Annotated in this window: 22 protein-coding genes; 16 read left to right on the top strand and 6 right to left on the bottom strand. The window is 32.3% G+C overall.

Features of this window, described 5'->3' with window-relative positions; genetic code table 11:
• Positions 1–46 precede the first annotated feature (46 nt).
• From ANASTE_RS07685 to recR, 7 genes are read left to right on the top strand one after another with little or no spacing between them, the layout of a single operon-like run.
• Complete coding sequence (locus ANASTE_RS07685; protein ID WP_007050436.1) at positions 47–259, top strand: zinc ribbon-containing protein; 213 nt, start codon at positions 47–49, stop codon at positions 257–259.
• A gap of 27 nt (positions 260–286) precedes the next feature.
• Positions 287–763, top strand: a complete 477-nt coding sequence (gene ispF / locus ANASTE_RS07680; protein ID WP_007050435.1) for a 2-C-methyl-D-erythritol 2,4-cyclodiphosphate synthase — start codon at positions 287–289, stop codon at positions 761–763.
• Positions 764–2170, top strand: coding sequence for a cysteine--tRNA ligase (cysS, locus tag ANASTE_RS07675; RefSeq protein ID WP_007050434.1), 1407 nt, complete (start codon positions 764–766; stop codon positions 2168–2170).
• Positions 2152–2565, top strand: coding sequence for a Mini-ribonuclease 3 (locus ANASTE_RS07670; RefSeq protein WP_007050433.1), 414 nt, complete (start codon positions 2152–2154; stop codon positions 2563–2565). The genes cysS and ANASTE_RS07670 overlap by 19 nt, the downstream gene beginning before the upstream one ends.
• Positions 2565–4502, top strand: a complete 1938-nt coding sequence (dnaX, locus tag ANASTE_RS11475) for a DNA polymerase III subunit gamma/tau (protein ID WP_007050432.1) — start codon at positions 2565–2567, stop codon at positions 4500–4502. Before ANASTE_RS07670 ends, dnaX begins: the two co-directional genes overlap by 1 nt.
• Before the next feature lie 15 nt (positions 4503–4517).
• The gene (locus ANASTE_RS07660) at positions 4518–4865 is read left to right on the top strand and encodes a YbaB/EbfC family nucleoid-associated protein (protein ID WP_007050431.1); all 348 of its coding nucleotides are present in this window, start codon (positions 4518–4520) and stop codon (positions 4863–4865) included.
• 1 nt (position 4866) lies between these two features.
• Positions 4867–5472: a recombination mediator RecR gene (gene recR, locus ANASTE_RS07655; protein ID WP_007050430.1), complete on the top strand. Its 606-nt coding sequence runs from the start codon at positions 4867–4869 to the stop codon at positions 5470–5472.
• A 26-nt stretch (positions 5473–5498) separates the two neighbouring features.
• Here the strand turns inward: recR and ANASTE_RS11470 are convergent, their stop codons facing one another.
• The gene (locus ANASTE_RS11470) at positions 5499–5882 is read right to left on the bottom strand and encodes a helix-turn-helix domain-containing protein (protein WP_052294608.1); all 384 of its coding nucleotides are present in this window, start codon (positions 5880–5882) and stop codon (positions 5499–5501) included.
• Between the two features lie 226 nt (positions 5883–6108).
• On the opposite strand from ANASTE_RS11470, the gene ANASTE_RS07645 reads away from it, so the two are divergent.
• The 3 genes from ANASTE_RS07645 to ANASTE_RS07635 all read left to right on the top strand — a co-directional run bounded on the left by ANASTE_RS07645 (position 6109) and on the right by ANASTE_RS07635 (position 7994).
• Positions 6109–6588, top strand: a complete 480-nt coding sequence (locus tag ANASTE_RS07645) for a sigma factor-like helix-turn-helix DNA-binding protein (RefSeq protein WP_007050428.1) — start codon at positions 6109–6111, stop codon at positions 6586–6588.
• A gap of 111 nt (positions 6589–6699) precedes the next feature.
• Positions 6700–7146: a MarR family winged helix-turn-helix transcriptional regulator gene (locus ANASTE_RS07640; RefSeq protein WP_007050427.1), complete on the top strand. Its 447-nt coding sequence runs from the start codon at positions 6700–6702 to the stop codon at positions 7144–7146.
• Positions 7147–7148: 2 nt separating this feature from the next.
• The gene (locus tag ANASTE_RS07635; protein ID WP_007050426.1) at positions 7149–7994 is read left to right on the top strand and encodes a DegV family protein; all 846 of its coding nucleotides are present in this window, start codon (positions 7149–7151) and stop codon (positions 7992–7994) included.
• A gap of 128 nt (positions 7995–8122) precedes the next feature.
• Here ANASTE_RS07635 and ispE read toward each other — a convergent pair whose 3' ends face one another.
• Both ispE and gatC read right to left on the bottom strand, forming a co-directional pair.
• Positions 8123–9007 carry a 4-(cytidine 5'-diphospho)-2-C-methyl-D-erythritol kinase gene (gene ispE / locus ANASTE_RS07630; protein WP_007050425.1) on the bottom strand — a complete coding sequence of 295 codons (885 nt, stop codon included), beginning with the start codon at positions 9005–9007 and terminating at the stop codon, positions 8123–8125.
• Positions 9008–9034: 27 nt separating this feature from the next.
• Complete coding sequence (gatC, locus tag ANASTE_RS07625; protein WP_007050424.1) at positions 9035–9319, bottom strand: Asp-tRNA(Asn)/Glu-tRNA(Gln) amidotransferase subunit GatC; 285 nt, start codon at positions 9317–9319, stop codon at positions 9035–9037.
• 190 nt (positions 9320–9509) lie between these two features.
• On the opposite strand from gatC, the gene rplI reads away from it, so the two are divergent.
• From rplI to ANASTE_RS07600, 5 genes are all read left to right on the top strand, one after another.
• Positions 9510–9953 (top strand): 50S ribosomal protein L9, encoded by a 444-nt coding sequence (rplI, locus tag ANASTE_RS07620; RefSeq protein WP_007050423.1) that lies wholly within the window; start codon positions 9510–9512, stop codon positions 9951–9953.
• A gap of 36 nt (positions 9954–9989) precedes the next feature.
• On the top strand, positions 9990–11363 hold the full coding sequence (gene dnaB / locus ANASTE_RS07615; protein ID WP_007050422.1) for a replicative DNA helicase: 1374 nt from the start codon (positions 9990–9992) through the stop codon (positions 11361–11363).
• A 13-nt stretch (positions 11364–11376) separates the two neighbouring features.
• Complete coding sequence (locus tag ANASTE_RS07610) at positions 11377–11976, top strand: hypothetical protein (protein WP_007050421.1); 600 nt, start codon at positions 11377–11379, stop codon at positions 11974–11976.
• Between the two features lie 558 nt (positions 11977–12534).
• Positions 12535–16707, top strand: a complete 4173-nt coding sequence (locus ANASTE_RS07605) for a DUF7601 domain-containing protein (protein WP_007050420.1) — start codon at positions 12535–12537, stop codon at positions 16705–16707.
• A 221-nt stretch (positions 16708–16928) separates the two neighbouring features.
• On the top strand, positions 16929–17390 hold the full coding sequence (locus ANASTE_RS07600; protein ID WP_039945360.1) for a hypothetical protein: 462 nt from the start codon (positions 16929–16931) through the stop codon (positions 17388–17390).
• Positions 17391–17410: 20 nt separating this feature from the next.
• Here ANASTE_RS07600 and ANASTE_RS07595 read toward each other — a convergent pair whose 3' ends face one another.
• Complete coding sequence (locus ANASTE_RS07595) at positions 17411–18190, bottom strand: HAD-IIB family hydrolase (RefSeq protein ID WP_039945358.1); 780 nt, start codon at positions 18188–18190, stop codon at positions 17411–17413.
• 1 nt (position 18191) lies between these two features.
• Complete coding sequence (locus tag ANASTE_RS07590; protein WP_007050417.1) at positions 18192–18842, bottom strand: HAD hydrolase-like protein; 651 nt, start codon at positions 18840–18842, stop codon at positions 18192–18194.
• Positions 18843–19276: 434 nt separating this feature from the next.
• Here ANASTE_RS07590 and ANASTE_RS07585 point away from each other — a divergent pair, with 434 nt between their 5' ends.
• Entirely contained in the window at positions 19277–20977 is a 1701-nt protein-coding gene (locus tag ANASTE_RS07585) for a leucine-rich repeat domain-containing protein (RefSeq protein WP_039945355.1), read from the top strand.
• A gap of 146 nt (positions 20978–21123) precedes the next feature.
• Here ANASTE_RS07585 and ANASTE_RS11465 read toward each other — a convergent pair whose 3' ends face one another.
• On the bottom strand, positions 21124–21834 hold the full coding sequence (locus ANASTE_RS11465; protein WP_181965813.1) for a glucosaminidase domain-containing protein: 711 nt from the start codon (positions 21832–21834) through the stop codon (positions 21124–21126).
• Positions 21835–22030 lie beyond the last annotated feature (196 nt).

The raw sequence follows: 22030 nt of genomic DNA, 5'->3' as shown, positions 1-22030 counted from the left end.
TTTTTACATCATAATATGATAAACTATAAGAAATGGGGTAATTCGTATGTCAAAAGAATTTGTTGTAGAAACATATTTATTTTGTGAAAATTGTTTAGAAGATACGATGCACAGAGCCGTTTATAAAGATGGGGAAATAGTAAAACTGACATGTCTTCAGTGCGATAATGAGATCATGCTTCACAGACCCTCACCTCGTATAAAGAAAGAAAAAGGCTTTACTAAATTTTTTACAAGACTGCTCGTGCCGAAATCGTAAAAATAAAATAAATAAAGAGGTAAAAAAATGCGTATAGGATTTGGATATGATGTTCATAGACTGGGTAAGAATGAAGATCTCATTTTAGCCGGTGAAAAAATAGATTATCCGGAAGGACTTATAGGACATTCCGATGCGGATGTGTTGGTTCATGCTTTAATGGACTCTATCCTTGGCGCACTTGCTCTGGGAGATATAGGCAAGCATTTTCCGGATACTGATGATAGATATAAAGGCATAAGCAGTATGCTTTTATTAAAGGAAGTTTGTAATCTAATCGCTAAAGAGGGTTATGAACTTAATAATGCTGATGTCACACTAGTCATGCAGGCGCCTAAAATAGCGCCTTATATAGATAAAATGCGCGAAAATATTTCTTTTATTATGAATACTCCTGTTAAAAACATAAGTATAAAAGCTACCACGGAAGAGAAACTAGGTTTTAGTGGCAGAAAAGAAGGTATAAAAGCCTACAGTGTTTGTTTGCTTAAGGAGAAGGAATAAATGAAATTATATAATACTTTAACGAGAAAAAAAGAAGAATTTGTACCTATTAATGAAGGGGAAGTAAATATGTATGTATGCGGTCCTACCGTATACAACTTTTTCCATATCGGAAATGCCAGACCCTTCATTATTTTTGATACTTTGAGAAGATATTTGGAATACAAAGGCTATAAGGTCAATTATGTTCAAAACTTTACTGATATTGATGATAAAATAATAAATAAAGCAAAAGAAGAACATACGACAAGTAAAGCGGTTGCGGATAAATATATAAAAGAATATTTTACGGATGCTAAAGGGCTTGGAATAAAAGAAGCTACCGTTCATCCGAGAGTAAGCGAATGTATCGGAGATATCATAGATTTGATCAGTGACTTGGAAAAGAACGGTTACGCTTATAATGTAGACGGAAATGTATATTACAGAGTAAGTAAATTTAAAGATTACGGAAAACTTTCCAAGAAACCTATTGATGAACTTATCTCTGGTGCGAGAGTGGAAGTCAACGATGAAAAAGAATCTCCATTGGACTTTGCTCTTTGGAAAAAACAAAAAGAAGACAGTGAAATAGCTTTTGACTCTCCGTGGGGAAAAGGAAGACCCGGATGGCATATCGAATGTTCTGCCATGAGCAGAAAATATCTGGGTTCGACTATTGATATCCACGGCGGCGGTGAGGATTTGATTTTCCCTCATCATGAAAATGAAATAGCACAGTCCGAAGGTGCTAACGGAAAAGATTTCGTTCATTATTTTGTTCATAACGGATATATAAATATAAATAACGAGAAAATGTCTAAATCAAAAGGTAATTTTTTTATGGTAAGAGACATTTCAAAAGATTTTGATTTGGAAGTCGTAAGATTATTTATGCTGTCAGCTCATTACAAAACTCCCGTTAATTTTTCTTTTGATATATTAAAGCAGACACAAAGCGGTCTTAACAGACTATATAATACAAAGGAAAATCTTTTATACTTGCTTGATAAAGCAAAAGATAAAGATTTAAAAGAAGATGAAAAAGAATTTATCAACTCGCTTCCTAAATACAGAGAAGAATTCAAGAATGCGATGGAAGATGATATCAATACTGCAAATGCGGTAAGTACTATCTATGACCTCAGTAAAGATATAAATTCAAATGTAAATGAAAACTCATCTAAGGAAATGATAATGAAATCTTATGAAATGTATATGGAGCTAAACGGAGTCTTGGGCTTACTTACAAAAGAAAAGGAAGATGAGATCCTTGAAGATGAAATCATTGAACTGATTGAAAAAAGACAGAACGCAAGAAAGAATAAAGACTTTGCACTCGCAGATAAAATAAGAGATGATTTGCTTGATAAAGGCATAGTTTTGGAAGATACCAGAGAAGGTGTAAAGTGGCACAAAGAGAAGTAGATAATAAGAAAGATATTTTATCTATAGGAAGCAAGGAACTTGCTTATCTCGGTGACAGTGTCTACGAAGTAAATATAAGAAAGACATTAATCAGGCTTGGTATAAGAGGCGTAAAAGACTTGAACAAAATGAGTATGAATTACGTCTCTGCCCTTTATCAAGCCGATATTTTTTCTTTTTTAAAGGATTATTTTACCGAAGAGGAAATGAAAGTAGCCCTAAGGGGAAGAAATACGAAAATAAAGCATTCATCAAAAAGTGTAAATATTTCTACATACAGGCTTGCTACGGCTCTGGAATGTGTTTTCGGGTATTTGTATTTACTCGATGATACGGATAGAATAAAAGAACTTATGGATAAAATATTTGAATACAAAAAGGCAGAGGTAATATAATGAGCTACACTGTTTTGTATAGAGAATTCAGGCCTAAAAATTTCGAGGAAATAATAGGTCAGGACAATATAGTAAACATTTTAAAGAATCAGATAAAAAATGATTCTATTTCTCATGCCTATCTTTTCAGCGGGATAAGGGGTACCGGTAAGACCTCTACCGCAAAAGTATTTGCAAAAAGTATATGCTGTTTAAATAATAAAGAGGGTGAAGCCTGCAATGAATGTGCTTCATGTAATGATATTAATATCGGAGACGGTGCGGATATAGTAGAAATAGACGCAGCTTCAAACAGAGGTATCGATGAAATAAGAGACTTGAAAGAGAAAGTTAATTATATGCCAAATTTCGGCAGATATAAAGTTTATATCATCGATGAAGTCCATATGCTTACGACAGAAGCTTTCAATGCTCTTCTTAAAACTTTGGAAGAACCCCCTTCTCATATAGTATTTATATTTGCAACCACGGAACCAAATAAAATATTACCCACTATCCTATCGAGATGTCAGCGTTTTGACTTTAACAGGATAGACAGCGAAGTTGTCGTAAATCATTTGGCCAGTATACTTGATAAAAAAGAAATAGAGTATGAAAAAGAAGCTTTGGAGCTTATTGCATTAAATACAGAAGGTGCCTTAAGAGATGCGTTAAGTTTACTGGATAAGGCTATATCCGTCGTTAAAGACAATAAGATAACAAAAGAAACAGCAGATGATATACTGGGTTTAATAAGCGATGAGGAAATATTCCTTTTAGCTAAGGGTATTCTTGAAAATGATGTGGATAAGAGCCTTAATGCCGTTCATGACTTTTTAAACAAAGGCAGAGAAGTCGGGAGCATTATAACTCAGCTCATGGAATATTACTCAAATAAAATCATAGCGGTAAATGTTAAAGAGCCTGAGAAAATAATAAATAAAAGCAGTACGTATATCTCTTCATTAAAGGAAAGTTTTAATGGACTTGAAGACAGTAAAAGAATAAGTGATATTTTATATTCGCTGGCTAAGCTTAAAAATGATATGAGGTTTTTCAGCGAACCGGAATTCTTATTTACGGCAAAGATAATAAATTTATGTTCCGGTGCAGCGGATAATACTTCTGATAATAAAACCGGTGCAAATACTTCTGTTAATGTTGATAACGAACAAATCGAACTTTTGAATGATAGGATAAGATCTTTAGAGAGAGAAGTAAACAGCTTATCTTATTTAAAATCAGAAATCGAAAAAATCAAGAATATGGATTTTTCCGGTGGGGTTATGCCCGTGAAGGAAGAAATCATAGAGCTAAAAGATAAACCTAAAAAGTTAGCTCCCGACAGTAATGAAATAGTGGTGGATAAAAAAGAAATCAGAGAAGCTGATAAGATTTTATCCCTTACACAGCGTTATATCATCAACAGTGCAAAGGATCCGCTCGTCGGTATGAGTGTAAATAAATTTAAAGTTATATCTCTTGAAGATAATGTGCTTACTGTATATCCCGGTGAAGCACTCAATATGATGGATTTTTATTTCGATAATGACGGAGATAAAATATTTAAAGATATTTTAAAAGAGAAGTCGGGCAGAAATTTAGATGTTGTTTATATTGACAAAAAGATAAAATTACGATATAAAAATGATAGCAGTAAAAACAGTCTTAAGAGTCTTAAAAAAGATTTAAACATTAAAAATGATATCAAACCAGAACCGGAAGCAACTTCGAATATCTCTGTAGAAGAAGATGTTGTTTCGAAGCCACCGGTAAATGATAATATCGCTTCTGATTACAATCTTGACGAGATAATGTCAAGCAACGAAGAAGAGTATATTTCCGATGAGGAATTATCTCAAATCAGCAATGAGATAGTTGTGGATGAAGATATCATGGATGTAGATGAAGATTATGATGCATCGATAATGGAAATATTTGGTGCCAGTGAAGAATAATGGAGGTAAATTTAGATGGCTAAAGGAAGAATGAATGGAATGGGCGGCGGCAATATGCAGGGTATGATGAAACAAATGCAGAAAATGCAGGCTGATATGGAAAGAATGCAAAAGGAACTTGAAGAAACAAATTATGAAGCAACAAGCGGCGGCGGTGCTGTCAAGGCAGTAGTTAGCGGAGAAAAGCTAGTTCAGTCCATTGAAGTAGACCCTGATATGTTAAAAGAAGAAGATGCCGAAATCATATGTGATATGATTGCAGCTGCCGTAAACGAAGCTTTAAATAAAGCGTCAAGTGATGCAAACAGCAAAATGGGTTCTTTGACGGGAGGACTTGGCGGACTTAATATCCCGGGACTATAAAATGAGCGTTTATTCTAAACCTATACTTAATTTAATAAACGAACTTTCAAAACTTCCCGGTGTAGGCAGAAAAACCGCAAGCAGACTTGCTTATTATATAATAAATATGGAGCAAAGCGATGTTGATAGTTTATCCGAAGCTATCAAAGTAGCAAAGAAAGAATTAAAGTATTGTTCTATTTGCTATAACATAACGGATAAAGACCCTTGTGATATTTGTTCAAGTACTAAAAGAGATAAGTCTACGATATTGGTTGTAAGTGAATCAAAAGACCTTATAGCCATTGAAAAAACAAAAGAGTATAATGGGCTATATCATGTCCTCGGAGGGGTAATATCTCCAATGGAGGGGATCATGGTAGAGGATATAAGGATAAAAGAACTTATAAGTAGGATTGGTACAAGTGATGATGTTGAAGAGGTCATACTTGCAACAGGTTTTAACGTAGAAGGTGAAACCACCGCTATGGTAATTAAGAAACTCTTAAAACCTTTTGATGATGTTAAGGTCACAAGGATAGCCAAGGGACTTCCTCAGGGGGCAGACCTTGAGTATACCGACGGAGCTACACTTGCAAATGCAATCATAGGAAGAAACGAAATATAAAAGAATCGTCTGATACCAGACGATTCTTATTTTTTATCGAGTAAAATCAAAAGTAATTCTTTTTTATCTTCCACACTCCAACTTTTGTAATCCTGAAAAGCTACCATCGTAGAATCCTTTAAAAGATTTTTAAGGGTAAGGTTTAAATATTTTTCATCATTTAATAAACTTTCATCGAGAGAAGTATAATTATCCTTGATTTTTTTATTGTCTTCTCCTTTTGTTATATAACCAACACTTACATTAAATATTTCGCTTAGTTTATTTGCCATTTCAGCAGATACTTTTCTGTTACCTTTTTCGTACATACTTATTGTATTGGAATGTACACCGAGTTTTTCGCCGAGTTCCTGCTGGGTCAATTTATTTTCTTTTCTAAGTTCCTTTATTCTATCCCCAATAGTATTCATTTTATTTCTCCAAATATAGGATTTAGATAATATATTTCTTTTATCCACCTTAATAATATCACAGTTTGTTATTATTTTCAATACAGAAATCAACTAATTGTGTGAAAAATATCAATAAAATCACACAAAATGAATAATTTTGCTTGACAATCACACATACAGTGTGATAATCTACAAGTGTAGAAAGAACGTTCGATTTAGTAATGATTGTTGCAGGAGGCTTATTATGAAAACAGATTTATATAAACAAACGGAAAAGAGATTATATGACTATCCTTTTTTGATTAAAAGGATAGAAATGATTCAAAAAAGATTGGAAGAACTCGAACCCGGTTCTCTTCCTTCAAGATCGATATATATCGCGACTAATTCAAACAGGATATATAATGATTTTGTTGCTGCGGAAGCTACAAATATTGCAGATTTTAAAATACTTCTTCAAAAGGAATTAAAAGAGAAGCAGTCACTTGTTTTTGAAATAGAGAAGGCTTTGGAATGTCTTACGGATTTAGAGAGAAAAGTAATTGTTATGAGATATTTTAAAATGCAGAGGATGACGGAAATAAGTGATAATTTAGGATACTCCAGAGAATATGGGAGCAGAGTTCGTAAGAGAGCCGTAAATAAAATAGGAATGGTTTTATGGGGAGTGACCAGTGAAGAAATGGAGGAAACGAGGAATAGTAACAGAAATAATAAAAATTAATTTATTTTAGACTTTGAATATTTTTCAAAGTCTTTTTTTATTTGACAAAGTATATCACTTTATATATAATAAAACCTAATTGTTTACTTTGTGAACTAATTGGAGGGATATATGGATACTGTAAGCGAAGATTTTTTGGATTCATGGATCAATCTTTCAACAATATTAAGGAATAAAAGATACATGGTTAACTTATCTTTTAATGAAGGTGTGCTATGTCATATTTTATATAAAGAACTTACAGATCGAAATAATAAAAGAGGACTTTCAGTAAAAGAAATATGTAACAGGACGAGTTTATTGAAATCTCAGATAAATAAAATAATCAACGGACTTGTAGATAAAGGACTTGTCAAAAGAACAAAAAGTAAAGAAGATAAAAGAGTTATTTATATATCCTTAAATGAAGATAAAATCGATATATATAAAGAAGAATATAATATGGTATTAAAGCTTATAGATAAACTTGTATATAGTTTGGGAAAGGATAAGGCAAGGAATGCAACCGATATTTTTAATGAGATATCGGGATATGTCAGTTTGCTGCATAGGAGGTAAATATGGGAGTAAAAATTTTAACGGATTCATCATCGGACTATGAACAAAATGAAATAAGAGAAAAAGATATATTATTTGTACCTATAATGGTTTCTTTTGAGGAAGAACATTATTATGACGGGGTGGATATAGATAAAGATAGTTTTTACGATAAATTATTGAATACCGATATTTTTCCTAAAACCGCTCAGCCTGCACCGAGAGAATTTCTTAAGTATTTTCATGAAGCAAAAGAAGCGGGAGACGACATAATAGCGATCTTACTTTCAAGCGGTTTAAGCGGTACGGTTCAGAGTGCAAATATTGCAAAGCAAATTGCAGACTATGATAATATATTTATCATAGATAGCGTTCATGCCGTAACAGGTGTAAGGCTATTGGTTGATACTGCCGTAAAACTCAGAGATGAAGGTCTAAGCGGTAAAGAAATATACGAGAAATTATCTTATTTGGTTACAAAACTTCGTTCTGTAGTTATGGTGGATACTTTGGAATATCTGCATAAAGGCGGAAGGCTGACGAAAGCTCAGGCTACATTAGGCGAGGCTGTAAATATGAAGCCTATCATAAGTATTGACAGTGAAGGTAAGCTTTTTATGAAAGATAAATCTCTCGGAAAAGCCAGGGCTTATAAAAAAATGGTAAAAGAATATCAAAAAATAGACAGAGATATTAATTATCCCGCATATTTCCCTTATTCAAATGAGAAAGAAAACTGTGAAGAACTTATAAAAAAATTAAAATCAATAGATGAAAATATAAATGAAAATGATATTTATAATATAGGACCTACAATAGGTGCTCATTTGGGGAGCGGAACGTTTGGGTTTACCGTGGTAGAAAAGTAAAAGAAAGTCAAACGACTTTCTTTTTTTATATAATAGTATTATTTTATTTAATTTAAGCATTGACTGTATATGCAGATAATAATATTTATTAATAATAAAAACATCGGTTAAATACCGATGTTATAAATTTATCTCAATTCATATGTAAGAAGTGAATTATCACTTTCCGTGAAATTTGTTAAAAATACTGTGTTATATTCTTTGAAAAATTCTTCATATGCAAATTGAGCTTTTTCCAAGCTGTCAAATAAAGCAAAAACACTTGGACCCGAACCGCTCATTTGTACTCCGACTGCGTCTAATTTTTCAAACTTTTCTTTTATATATCTTATTTCGGGGTATTTTTCCAATACAAAAGGTTCAAAAACGTTTATAAGTCCTTTTTTAAGTTTCTTTCTATCCGAATTTAAAAGCCCGTTCATCAAAGCTGTGAAATCCGGTCTTTTTAAATCAGTGGCATTATCAATAAGGTCATATGCAAACTTTGTACTTACACCAAAATCAGGCTTGCATAGGACTATATAGCTTGGTATATATGGATATATGGGTCTTATTTTTTCACCGATCCCCTCACACATCCCTGCTCCGCTGTGGATCAAAAATGGTATATCAGCACCGATCTTTCTACCTATTTCACATAACTGATCTTTGCTTAAATCAAGGTTATAAATTTTATTGTAAGCAATTAAGGCCGCTGCACCATTTGCACTGCCGCCTCCAAGTCCTGCGCATACCGGAATCCTTTTTTCTATATGCACGGATAATAAATCTCTATCACTTTTAAGTGTAGAGATTTCCTTTATACATTTATATACTATGTTATTTTCGTCTCTTGGAACTTCATCATTATTGCAGGTAATAACAATTTTTTCTGATTTTTCGAAAGTTAGATAGTCGTAAATATTGATTGAATGCATTACTGTTTTAATATCATGATAATTATCTTTTCTTTTACCCACTACATCTAATCCGAGATTGACTTTTGCGGGTATTTTAATTTGTAATTTATCCATGTTTTACCTTCGCTTACTTAAAAAAATTTATAACATCTTTGGTACGTTAATACATCTGCCGTCTTTATCCGGTGCATTTTGTAAAGCTTCTTTTATGTTAAGTCCTTCTTTTACTTCATCTTCTCTGACTACATTTTCAAGGTCCAGTACGTGTGCTAAAGGTTTTACATTTTCTGTATCTACATTATCTAAAGATTTAGCATATTCAAGCTGTTTTGTAAGAGTATCTCTGTATGCCTCAACGTCTTTTTCATCTATATCAATCTTGGCAAGAGATGCAGTATATAGTACATCATCTTTACTTACTTTCATAATATACTCCTTTATCCTATAATTTATATTATTCTATATTTTACTTTTTTTGGATTGAATAGTCAAGGAAGTATCTTAAACTAACCTTTAAATCTGATTATCTTAATGTTTTCTTAATCAAAAACCATTATAATTTTAATATAAACTGTGCTATAATGTTTAATAATTAATACAGTATGGAGGATTAGACGTGAAAGTTATATTACTTGAAGATATAAAAGGTATAGGTAAAAAAAGAGAAATCAAAAATGTAAAAACCGGATATGCAAATAATTTCTTACTTAAGAACGGTAAGGCAGTTGAAGCCACAAAAGCAAATATAGAAAAGCTTGAAGAAGAAATAAGGCTTGAAAATGAAAACAGAGAAAAGTTAATCGATGATGCGAAAAAGGCAAAAGCTGAACTTGAAAAAATATCTGTTGATTTAAAGGCAAAATCGGGTCCTGACGGAAAGCTTTACGGCTCTGTTACATCAATGGACGTAAGCGATGCTATAAAGAAAGCAAGTGGGGCAGAGGTTGATAAAAGAAAAATCGTAATGGACAATATCAAAACCGAAGGCGAACATAAGGTAAAAGTAAAGCTTTTTGAAGATATAGAAGCGATGGTTAAAATCAACGTAGTAAGTGAATAATTAAAATATATAGTAAATCGAGTAAGGAGTCGGGAAGTGGCAGATAAACTAAGCTTAAAAGTTATGCCTCATAACAGTGAAGCGGAAAGATGTGTTCTTGGATGCACATTAATAAACAGTGAAACTATAAGTGTAGTAAGAGAAGTTTTAAGTGTAGATGATTTTTATGATGATCAGCATAAATGGGTTTATAAAGCAGTTTTGGCCCTTTCGGACAGAGGTAAGGCTGTAGATGCGCTTACTCTTTCAAATGAACTGAAAGAAAATGGTGTATTTGATAAGATAGGCGGTTATGAATTTTTAACAAAAATAGGTGATAGTGTAGTATCGACAAATAATATAGAGCACTACTGTGATATCATAAAAGAGAAATCTATAAGGCGAAGGCTTATAAGGGAACTTGGAGATGTCATAGATAAATGTTATGCAAATGAAGATGATGCGTCTTCAATGATAGAAAGAGCTCAAAAGTCGGTTTATGATATATCCATGGATAATAATACTACCGATTTTACAAAACTATCAGATGCGGTCAGCGATGCTGTTAATGAACTTAACAGAATTCAAAAGCTGGATGAAAAAGTCATAGGTGTTCCTTCCGGTTTTGAAGCAATAGATGATATTACATCCGGATTTCAAAAAGGGGATCTTGTGCTTATCGCCGCCAGACCAAGTATGGGTAAGACCGCGCTTGCTGTTAATATAGCTCAAAATGCGGCTATAAGACATAAGCAGGCAGTTGCAATATTCTCACTTGAAATGCCTACGAAACAGCTGGCTAACAGAATTATGTCAGGGGAAGCCGAAGTGGATTCTTCAAGACTTAGGATAGCAAATATATTCCCAAGCGAATGGTCGAGTTTATACGATATGGTAAGGACAATAAGAGAAAATGATGTAAAATTGTTTATTAATGATACGTCGGGGATTTCTGTTGGAGAGCTTAGAAGAAAGTGCAGAAAGCTTAAAGCTACCGAAGGTCTGGATCTAATTATCATTGACTACTTGCAGCTTATGACCATAAATGAAAGAGTTGAGAGCAGGCAGCAGGAAATTTCCACTATTTCAAGGACTTTAAAGGGAATAGCAAAAGAACTTGGATGTCCGGTAATAGCTCTTAGTCAGTTATCCCGTGGACCGGAAGCCAGAACGAATAAAAGACCTATGCTTTCAGACCTTAGAGAGTCGGGAGCGATCGAGCAGGATGCCGACCTTGTAATGCTTTTATACAGAGATAAATATTATAATCCGGAGAGTGAGGATGATTCTACGGAAGTAATAATTGCTAAACATAGAAATGGCAGCGTTGGAACCGTTAAGCTTAAGTTCCATGGAGAATACACAAAATTCATCACCGTTGAAGATGATCCTACGAGTTCTGAAGCGTATAGTGATGATAATTTAGTTTAGGAGATGAAAATAAATGAGAGATATTTTTGAAAAGGACTTTATTTTAAGAGTGCTGGTTCCTCTAGCGGGTACGATGTTGGTTTCCGGAGTACTTTACATCTTAGGTAATGTATTCCTTATTCTTGTTGCTCTTATTATATTTGCGGGACTGTTTTTCTTTACAAAATATACAAAAGATCAGCTTGAAGAAGAAATATATTATGAAGAAGAAGATACCAGTCCTATTGAAGAAATAAGAAAAGAAATCAATAAACCTGTGGATTATTACGAAGAATATGAACCGGAACCTATTAAACCCAGGGTAAGTACTTATGATGATATTAAGGAGGATTACAGTTCTTCACTTCTGGATGTAGAGGATGAAGAGGGAGAAGCACTTCATTTCGAAAAGGCGTCGTCCTTAACTCAGCAAATCAGAACAAGTGTTGATGAAGATTACCCTGAACCTGTTAGAAGAAGCGAGAAAAAAATAAGTAAACCAAAGCAAAAGAAAAATGTAAATGTGGTTTCCAGATCCATGAATAATATAAAAAGGAAAAGAGAAGTTCCTGTTAAGAATGAAATCAATTATGATGATGATTTTGAATTCGAATATGGTTCTTATGACGAATAAAATATTAACAAGAAAACAATAGTGATGTTGTATTTTTGTATATAGTGATTATAAAATGTAATCATTATGTTGTAAAATGTGCTGAGTATCTAATTGATTTAGACGGTTTTTAAAGAAAATATTATAAATGTAAATAACACCCTAATATTATTTGGGGTGTTATTTATTTTTTTGTTTATAATATTTTATTCTTTAACTTTTTAATTTGTTTTTAACCATATAAATATAATATAGCTATATACTGACCTTAACAGATGGGTATTGTTTGTTATAAATTGTATTTGCTATAATGGAAAAAACATTTAAATATTATTTTTAACAAGACGTTACAAAAAATATACATTTTGTAACGTCTTTTATTAATACATATTAAATTGATATTTGTATCAAATTGTATTTATATTTAGATATAACGAGTAATCAAATAATATTTTAGTGAATGTATTAAGTTTTTACAAAATGTATACAAAATGTATACTTTTTGTAATATGCATTTATGATGTTTGATATATACATTATAAAAAAATAAAATTTTATTAATAAAAAGGATGATATTGTATGAAATTATATAATAAAAAATTAAATATAAGAAGGAAAGTATTTTTAATATTTTTATTTGTTATAGCATCTATATGGATACCTGTTCTTACTGTTAATGCAAGCACTCCGCTTTCTGATGATGTTTTAAATCAGCATATTGTTAAAGGAGTAAATCCTGACGGCGTAAAAATAAATCTATTTGATTATTGGGTAGAAACAGAAAATCCGACAAAAGGTGATATACTTTCAAAAGAGAATGAAGCACACCCTAGGCAATACCCAGGTCCATGGGGTACAACGGGTCTTTATTCGGGACCTGATAATTGGAATAAAGGTATTAATAGTAATCACCTTTTAATATTTGGGGATGGTGTTGTACATGCGGGGCTTTGGAATAAAGGAGCTGGTGAAAATACAGCATACGGTAAAAAATATGCTGGTATGGAAGGAATAGTCAAATCAACTCTTGTAGATGGTTACCCTGTTATTAATACAAATGCAGCTCGAAAAAAATTGACCGGGAATAAAGATGAAAGAAACTGGGAGGATATTACAGAATATAAATACGCAGGTACTCATCAAAGTGGAGTTACTTCTTATGAGGATTATAAAGAAGAAGGGGTTCAGAATATAAGTGAGACAGTTATAAATAATTGGGAGAAGGCATCTAGTCAAACATTAGAAAAAGGAAAGGAATCTTTGGATTACTTATTTGATCTTCAAAAAAATAATGGTTATAAAAAGAGTTATGAAAATGTAACTGGTTTATTTCAAGTTGATGGCGAAGGGTACTATTATTATAATATGAGAGAAAACTTTGCTGAATTTGAAAAGAATACTTCGACAAGAGATGATAATGATAGAAGTGAAATAAAGAGTGACGGAAATTTTAAGCTTTATGATGCACCTGCAACAGTGAGAACGGATGCTGAGAATAGCGTAGGTAATTTTTTTCCTTTTAATACAGGTAAAGAAGTATTCGATGGAGTAAATAGTAATAATGAATTAACGAGTAGTGTCGCATGCTCGGGAAATACAATGAATCATCATTTAGGTATGACAGTTGATGTTGATTTTAGACAGCCATCTAGTGGATTAGTCAATCAAGGGATATCGGGGAAACAACCTATGACTTTCCAATTTTCCGGAGACGATGATGTATGGGTATATATTGATGATGTGTTGGTTTTAGACTTAGGTGGAGTACATAGTGAAATTTACGGAGTAATTGATTTTGCTAGCGGAGATGTTATAATTGGTCGTAGTTTTGATACAAAAGGTATTCCTAATTACGATCATGATAATCCTGAGAATACATCCGGATTAGTAACAAAAACTACATTAAGGCAATTATTTAAAGATGCAGGAAAAGAAGATAGTGTTGATTGGTCCGGAAATACTTTCGCAAGTAATACAAACCATGTTTTAAAAATGTTTTATTTAGAGCGTGGTAATTATGATTCAAGTATTGATTTACGTTTTAATTTAGTACCTGCATTACATCATCAAATTAAAAAAGTTGATCAGGAAGGTAATCCTTTAAAAGATGTAGAATTTGAATTATATGAAGCATCTTTAAATAGCAAAGGATTACCTATAAAAAATAATAATGGTAAATATGAGATTAAAAATGGTGTTCTAGCTCATTTAAAAACAGATGAGAACGGTTTAGCTGAGTTTATAGAACCGGAAGAAACTGATATAAACGAACGTCCTTTTAACTTTACTGATCGGTATCATAATAACAATATTAAGTATTATATTTTAAAAGAAACAAAGACTCCGGTTGGTTATAGAACACTTCCTGTGGATATTGTTTTAGAGTATGATTATAATAATAATATGTTAATTGTTAATAACAAGTGGGCTACAGGTGCCTATGCAAGCTTTGCTTCTACAATTCAAGGAAATAGTAATGTTACGTATGGAAAATTTGATACCGGTTCCGGAGATATTAATGCTAGCGATACAAAAATAAGTTTGGATGAACAGGAAAATGGACTTGTAGTTGCTATTCCTATGCTATATGAACAAGAAAGTTTAAAATGGACAGCATTATACGGTAGTAATACAAAGGGCTTTAATAAGGTTACTCCGGAGGATAGATCCGCACTGAGTTGGCGATTTGCAGTCTTAATTGCTTCATTAACTCAATGTGCTGACAATGATTTAAATACTCCGCATTGGTATTTGGAATGGGATGAGTTAACAGATAGACTTAATGGTAATTTGTTTGATTTACCGGGAAGAGCCGATAGATATCAGTTAAATAATGCAAAAGGTGATATGAAAATGGTTTATGCCATTATCAATTCATCAGTATTTGAAAAATTAAATATAAAAGCAAAAAGTTCGAAAGAGCGCTATGATGAATTGGGTAAGTATATTAGATATCAGCTAAATAATGGAAAAACCATAAATGATATAGCTAAAGAAGTTTATCAAATACCGTCTAATGGTCAAGTATATGATCAAGATAACGGATATGACCAACGTGGTTTCAGTTTAATGAATGTAGATCAGTTTACTCGTAGGTTTAGTTCTCTTATATATATTCCGAATGAGCAACGAGAGCTACGTGTTTGGAAAGTTGATCAAAATGGCATAGCTGTTAATGGAGCGGAGTTTCAGCTTGTTAGAATGGATAATGATAAAGTTGCCGCCAGTGGTATTACAGCTAATGTAGATGGTAAAGATGGTGTGCTAATATTTAAGCCGTCGGTTCCAATGAAGGATGATGCTACTGTGAAAGAAGGGTATGCGAAGATTGAATGGGCAAGAACTTCTTGTGATCGGTATTATTTAAAAGAAGTAAAAGCTCCTAAAGGTTATGAGGTTAATAATAAAAAAATCCCGGTGGTAGTCGGCATTTATTCTATTTATGCTGATGCAGGATCCAGTGATGATGGCATTACTGTTATGGCAGGTGTTGGTAAATTAACTCAAAATATGGTTAAATATGCATCAGATGAAACAGTTAATATAACACTTCGAGATATTACTGCTTATGCACAATATCAAAAAAGTGGAAAGTTTGATATTAATGGATGGAAAGATATTATTTTGGAAGATACAGATAATATTAATCAAAGTATGAACCTTCATTATGATATGAATGCAGTTATTAGTTATGGTTTGCATGATGAAGACGGAGGTAAAAATTTTTATCCATTTTTTGTAACAGATAAAGGTTTTATTCGAACTCGTGTCAAACAGAATTATCAAGCTTTAGTAAAACCTTTTTATGGTAATACTGTTAATAATAGTGCAAATAAAGAAAAAATAGATGAAGATATTACGGGATTATTTAGCTTAATAAATATTGTCGTAGTGACAGATAAAAACGATAAAGATGTTGAAAAAGGAAAATTAAAAGTTAGTAAACGTGTTATTGGTAAAAATTTAACAGAAAATGATTATAAGCGTTATTTTGAATTTACTTTGGAGCTTAAAGATCCATTTGGTAAAGACTTGCCCGGAGATTATTATTTCTTTGGTACAGATAAGTCGGGATATATTAGAAGTGGTGATAAGCTGATTCTTCATCATGACGAAAGTATAACGATTCTTGGTATTCCAAAAGGGACTAAATATAAAGTTACCGAGAAAGCTGTAAATAATTGGTATGCTATTCCTGGTGAGGTGCAGCAAGGGATTATTAATGAGAATACAACATGTGCTGCAGATTTTATTAATACAAATACTTTAGTAACTCATATTAAGGGTTCAAAAATATGGAAAGATAATAACAATAAAAATAATATAAGACCAAATTCTATAAAAATACATATTAAAGATGGTTCTAATATTGTTGAGACAATAATATTGAAATCAGCAAAAGATGGTGTGTGGGATGAATCGGATTTGGTGTTTGAATCAAAGCCGCTTCCCAAATATAAAGATGGAAAGGAAATAAATTATTATATTGAAGAAGCAGGTGTTGATGGATATAAAACTAATATAACAGGTGATGTTGATAAAGGATTTGTTATAATAAATACTTTAAAAGACAAAGTAAAATCTCCAGGTAGATCAAATATATCAAATCCATCAGATGTTAAAAGAAATTTAACTTCAAATCCGGAAACTAAGGACATATCTAATATTGAGCAATGGATGTTTACTTTTGTTGTATCAATAATAATATTATTGCTTATTGTTTTATATTTAAAAAATGATAGAAAAATTTAAATAACATTAATTATTAGAAATTAAATTACTGTTTTATTTTAATAATTTATGTAGTTAAATAAATAAAGTAAACATTTTTAGTATTTTAAACTTTATTATATTGAATTAAATTTTAATATTACACTAAAGTTTAAAATATGATATAATAATAAAAACGCGTGGCTTTATGGCGTAAATCCAGTTTAAAGCAGCGCGTTATTTTTTTATTCGGAGGTGAGAATTTGGAAAGCAAAAAAACGAGTTTGATATATGGTCTTACCATGTGTTTTGTCATGGTATTTATGATGAATTTATTGGAGACGTTTATAAATATGGGTGAAATCAGCTTCAATGCATTTTTGTTGAGTTTTAGGACTTTACCTTTTGTATTTTTAGCTGCATATCTTATTCAAAATTTTGCGGTAGGGAAACTAAAAGATAAATGCATAAATTTTTTCTTAAGTGAAGAAGAAAGCGAGTGTGAATTTATGTTATTTAATGCGATTTTTATTGTTACAGCAATGTCGCTTATCATGACCGTAGCAGGCGCAATGATTGCAGGAGAATATATTGGTGATGTTTTAAGTGATTATTTTTTGATATGGCCGAGGAACTTTTGTGCGGCGTTTTTTATAAATATTATTTTTGCGGGACCTATCAGTCGCTTTGCTGTAGTAAGAGTAAATAATAGAATAAACGAATAAAAACACCCTTATGGGTGTTTTTATTTTAATAAGTATTCATTTATCATTTCCGCTACCGCATTTTCATTGTTAGTCTTTTTAAGTACATAATTAGCTGCTTTCTTTGTGAATTCATCTGCATTTTGTACCGCAAAAGAATATTTTGTATTTTCAAGAAGCTCTATATCACTTGCCTGATCCCCTATGGTAGCCACTTCATTTTTATTGATATCATAGTGTTTCATTAGTGCTTCAAGACCGGTAAATTTATTTACTTTCGTCGGTCTTATATCGTATACGTTTCTATCGACCGTTCCGTAAATGCTTTTTGGTAAATAGCTTTTTAAATATTCAAGATCCTCTTTATCCTCAAAATGAACCGATATCCTATAGCAGTCTTTAAGGGAAGCCAAATCTCCCTTTATAAGTCCTTCATCATCTATCCAAGTTCGTACATCATCAAGGAGATGACCTTCATTTTTATAAAAATACCCCTCTCTGTTTAGAGGCATAAAATCTCTGTCATCTTCGCTGAATTTTTCTACTAAATAATCGTATATATCATTATCTATAGTAATAAGCTCTTCATGTCCGTTTATGAAATCGAGGAGTAAGGCTCCGTTTACACCTATATGCTTGTTTTTAATGATTTTTAGCTCTTGAGCGATGGGTTTTATAGATGCATCGTTTCGTCCCGATATGATACTCACTATTATTCCTCTGTCAATACATTTTTGGATCGCTTTTTTATCTGTATCGGATATAGTATTATTATCTCTTATAAGTGTTTTATCAAGATCAAGTGCGAGTAATTTTACCATTTTAATCTCCAAGTACTATATTTAATAAATCAAGTGGTCTTTCGATATAATAATCTGCATTGCAGCCTTTGATTTCTTCTTCATTCCCATATCCGTATCTTACCATTACGGCATCCAAACCATTTTCGTGTCCGCCTTCTATATCCGTTGGTTTATCCCCTATCATCAGTACTTTATGGGGATCATCTATATTTAATACTTTCATTGTTTCTCTTACCAAATCGGCTTTGTTTCCTCTTGTTTGCAAATCATCCTGTCCGTTAATAAATTCGAAGAATTTATCGATTTTAAAATATTCAGCCTGACATGCAACATTTTCCAGAGGTTTATTTGAAGCAATGGCAAGAGTAATCCCTTTGTTATATAATGTTTCTAAAAGTTCATATACTCCTTCAAATAAATTTGCTTCATATACTCCTTTTTCTCTTACGTATTTTCTATGTATCATTATGGCTTTTGCACCTTCTTCTCTAGAAAAACCATACTTATCCACAATTAAGTGTGCAAAAGGAGGACCAATCATTTTTTTTACATTTTCGATCGTTTCTACTATCCCATATTCTCCAAGGCACTTTACAAATCCTTTGGCTATACCCAGCCAGGAATCAACTATTACTCCGTCAAAATCAAAAATTACAGTATTGTATTTCATATAAAGCCTCTCTTTCAATAAGTATATATTAATATAATGAGATAAATAATTCAATTTAAAAATACTTACTTTTCAAAAGTGACTATAAAGAAATTTTATTATTTAGGAAATTACAATTTTATTAATTATGTATTTCGGGGCACTACGCCTGCCTTCGGCAGATTCCGCGCCCCTTATTTATATAAAAGGATCAATTATGATTTTATTTTACATTTTTGATTATAATTTTTTAAAAAAAAGTGTACTTTTTGTAACTATAGTATAAAACTTGAAAAAAGACATAAATATTACATGTAGCTTGAATGTATGTGTTATATTTATGTCATTTCTTATAAACTATTGATACTAGTTAAGTATATCATAATTGTTACAAAATTTACGCTTATTGTAACAATTATAAAATGTCGAAATATATTTAATTAGAGAGGTTAAAAATGAATAGAAGAAGAATGATGTTGAGTATTTTATTGTCATGTTTGATGATTTCATCGGCGTTCACATCGGTGTTTGCAGCGGGCAATGATAATGAAATATCGGGAGGAGCGACGAACAAAAAAACATCGGCTGAGCTAAAGAGTACTCTCGGTGTGGGAGATACCTTTGAGGATACTTTTGAGCAGGGAGATAAGACTTTTACGATTACATATAAAGTAACGAAAACTTCGCCCAATGAAGTATCTTTTGCATTAAAGAATACTCCCAAGGATAATATCACGGAACTTAGCGGTATGTATGAGATACCTTCAAGCGTCGAGTATAACGGTATCCAATATACCGTCACCAGTCTAGAGGATAGTGCATTTTATGTTTTTGATCCTACGGGTAATAGAGGTACTCAGTGTACATATATAATCATACCCGATACGATAACTTCCATAGGAGAGTATGCATTTTATCAAAATAGTAAATTAAAGAGTATATATATTCCTGATTCTGTTACATCCATAGGCGCCGGAGCATTTTCAAGTTGTCATAATGTCAAAAAACTAAGATTTTCCAGAAACCTTAGCGAAATGCCTGATAGTGCATTTTATCTTTGTGATATACCTGATATTGTTGTACCGGGCAATATAAAGACTCTCGGAGAGGGTGTGTTTAGAACTGAAAATTTAAAAAGGGTTAGAGTTCTCGAAGGGGTAGAAAGCATAGGAAAGCAGAGTTTCACTAATTTTATGAATACAATAGAAGAAGTTGAACTTCCGGAAAGCGTAACATCCGTAGATAGGGAATTTATTTATGGTCATCTTAACAGTTCCGGAGCAAAGCTGATCATTCATTCTCTTTCATTGGATATTGATTTCAGGACTCCGCTTGCCAACGTTACCAGCGGTACGGTTTACGGACATAAGGGTTCTACCGCCGCTAAGTCAAAGGTGTATGAAAATTTTGAAAAGAATAAATCATCTTATGGAGGCGTTAGCTTTTCTACCGAGGGCGTGTGCCATGGAAATACTGTTATTTCAAGAACCGAACCTACCTGCGGAACCGACGGAAGCGTTACTTATGCATCCGGGGATTGTGACTGCGGAAATACCGGTGTACCGGAAACTACCATTGTCCTTCCTGCTACGGGGTTCCATGACTGCAGCTGGAAGACTACCAAAGAACCTACCTGTACAGCAAAAGGCACTAAAGCTTTTATATGTGATACTTGCAAAGATGTATTTATTGAGCCTATCGAGATCTCGGAAACAGGAGTACATGATTACAGCGTAGAAGTAACAGAAAAAGCTGCGAACTGTACTGAAAAGGGCTTGAAATATATGAAATGTAAATACTGTGGTTTAAAGGATAATACCTCTGAAAAAGAGATACCTAGTTTGGGACATAAGTTTAATAAAGAAGTGATAGACGAAAAGGCTACATATGAAAAAGAAGGAAAGAAGCATCTTGAATGCAGTGTATGCGGAGTAAAAGATATGAATTCCTATGTATTGATACCGAAGCTTACAAAAACAGAAACAGGCAAAAACTCTGTATCCGATGGCAGTACTGTAACTAAAACAAACAGTAAAACAAAAACAGATTCACCGGATACTTCTGACAGCTCAAACTCTATATTTTATGGCTTAATAGCTATATTTGCAGTAGCAGGAGTTGGCGGTACTATCTTCAAAATAAAAAAGATAAGTTGATTTGAAACTCCTATTTAAAAAAGCCCCTTCCCCGATGGGGCTTTCTCGGATTGGACTGAAATTTATAAAAAAATTTATATTAGTTCAGTCTTAAGGAAATTGATTATTAAAAGCAGCATTAAGTATTTTGCATTTTAATAAAAAAGTTATTTTCTTTTATATTTATTATATTTTTTTTCACTTTTATTTATTTTATGAAGTATCAATAACATAAGGTATATTAATAAAACATTAAATCCTACGGAAAGTGTCGTATTCACAACTTGGTCTTTTTTTTCTCTTTTTAAAATGATTTTTTCATCATTATCTTTTGAGCTGTCCTCATCAGTATTTCCTTTTTTACCTATCTTATTTATTTTATTTAAGTGAGTTAATATTTTTTTACCATACCCTTTTCCCGGATATGCCCAGCCTTTTTTATATGGATTGTCCGCATAGCCCAAATATTCAACATACATAGCTTTTCCTCTTAAAGAATCATTCCACCTCGGGTCTACACATTTACCTTTTAAGGGTTCTTTTGAGGCATAACATTTTAAGTGCTGGATAACTGCTCTTATACCTATTGTCATTGTTTTGAATTTTGCACCTTTTACTCCTCCTCCGGTGGTTCCAAGTCCTGCAAAGTTATTTTGTTCTTTCGTTACATCTCCTCCGTAGTTTAAGCATCCGGTTTCGTGCATCATTACTGAGAATGCGATATCAGGTCTTACTCCTTCTTTTTTTGCTTCTTTGATGGTTGTTTTGACAAAGCTCAAAGCATACTTTTTAGTGATTGAATTTTTGGTGTTCGGTTTATTGTTTTTTATTAGATATGTATACATTTGTTCGGCTGTACAAAGGGAGTTTTCTCCCATTATTTTCGTAAGTTTTTTTTCATCCTTTCCATTTACTAACGATGGAAAACATGGTAATATTAATAAAGTTATGATAATAGATATAATAAATAAGCGAAAATTATTAATTTTTTGTGAATAATTCATGAAAAGCCTCTTTTTTTACATTTTTTATACTATTATTATTATAAATTAAAAAAAACAGTTTTTTTGTAAA

Source organism: Anaerofustis stercorihominis DSM 17244 (assembly GCF_000154825.1).
Taxonomy (GTDB): Bacteria; Bacillota; Clostridia; order Eubacteriales; family Anaerofustaceae; genus Anaerofustis; species Anaerofustis stercorihominis.
The sequence above is the reverse complement of the archived record's forward strand: the minus strand, read 5'-3'. Positions and strand labels throughout refer to the sequence as shown.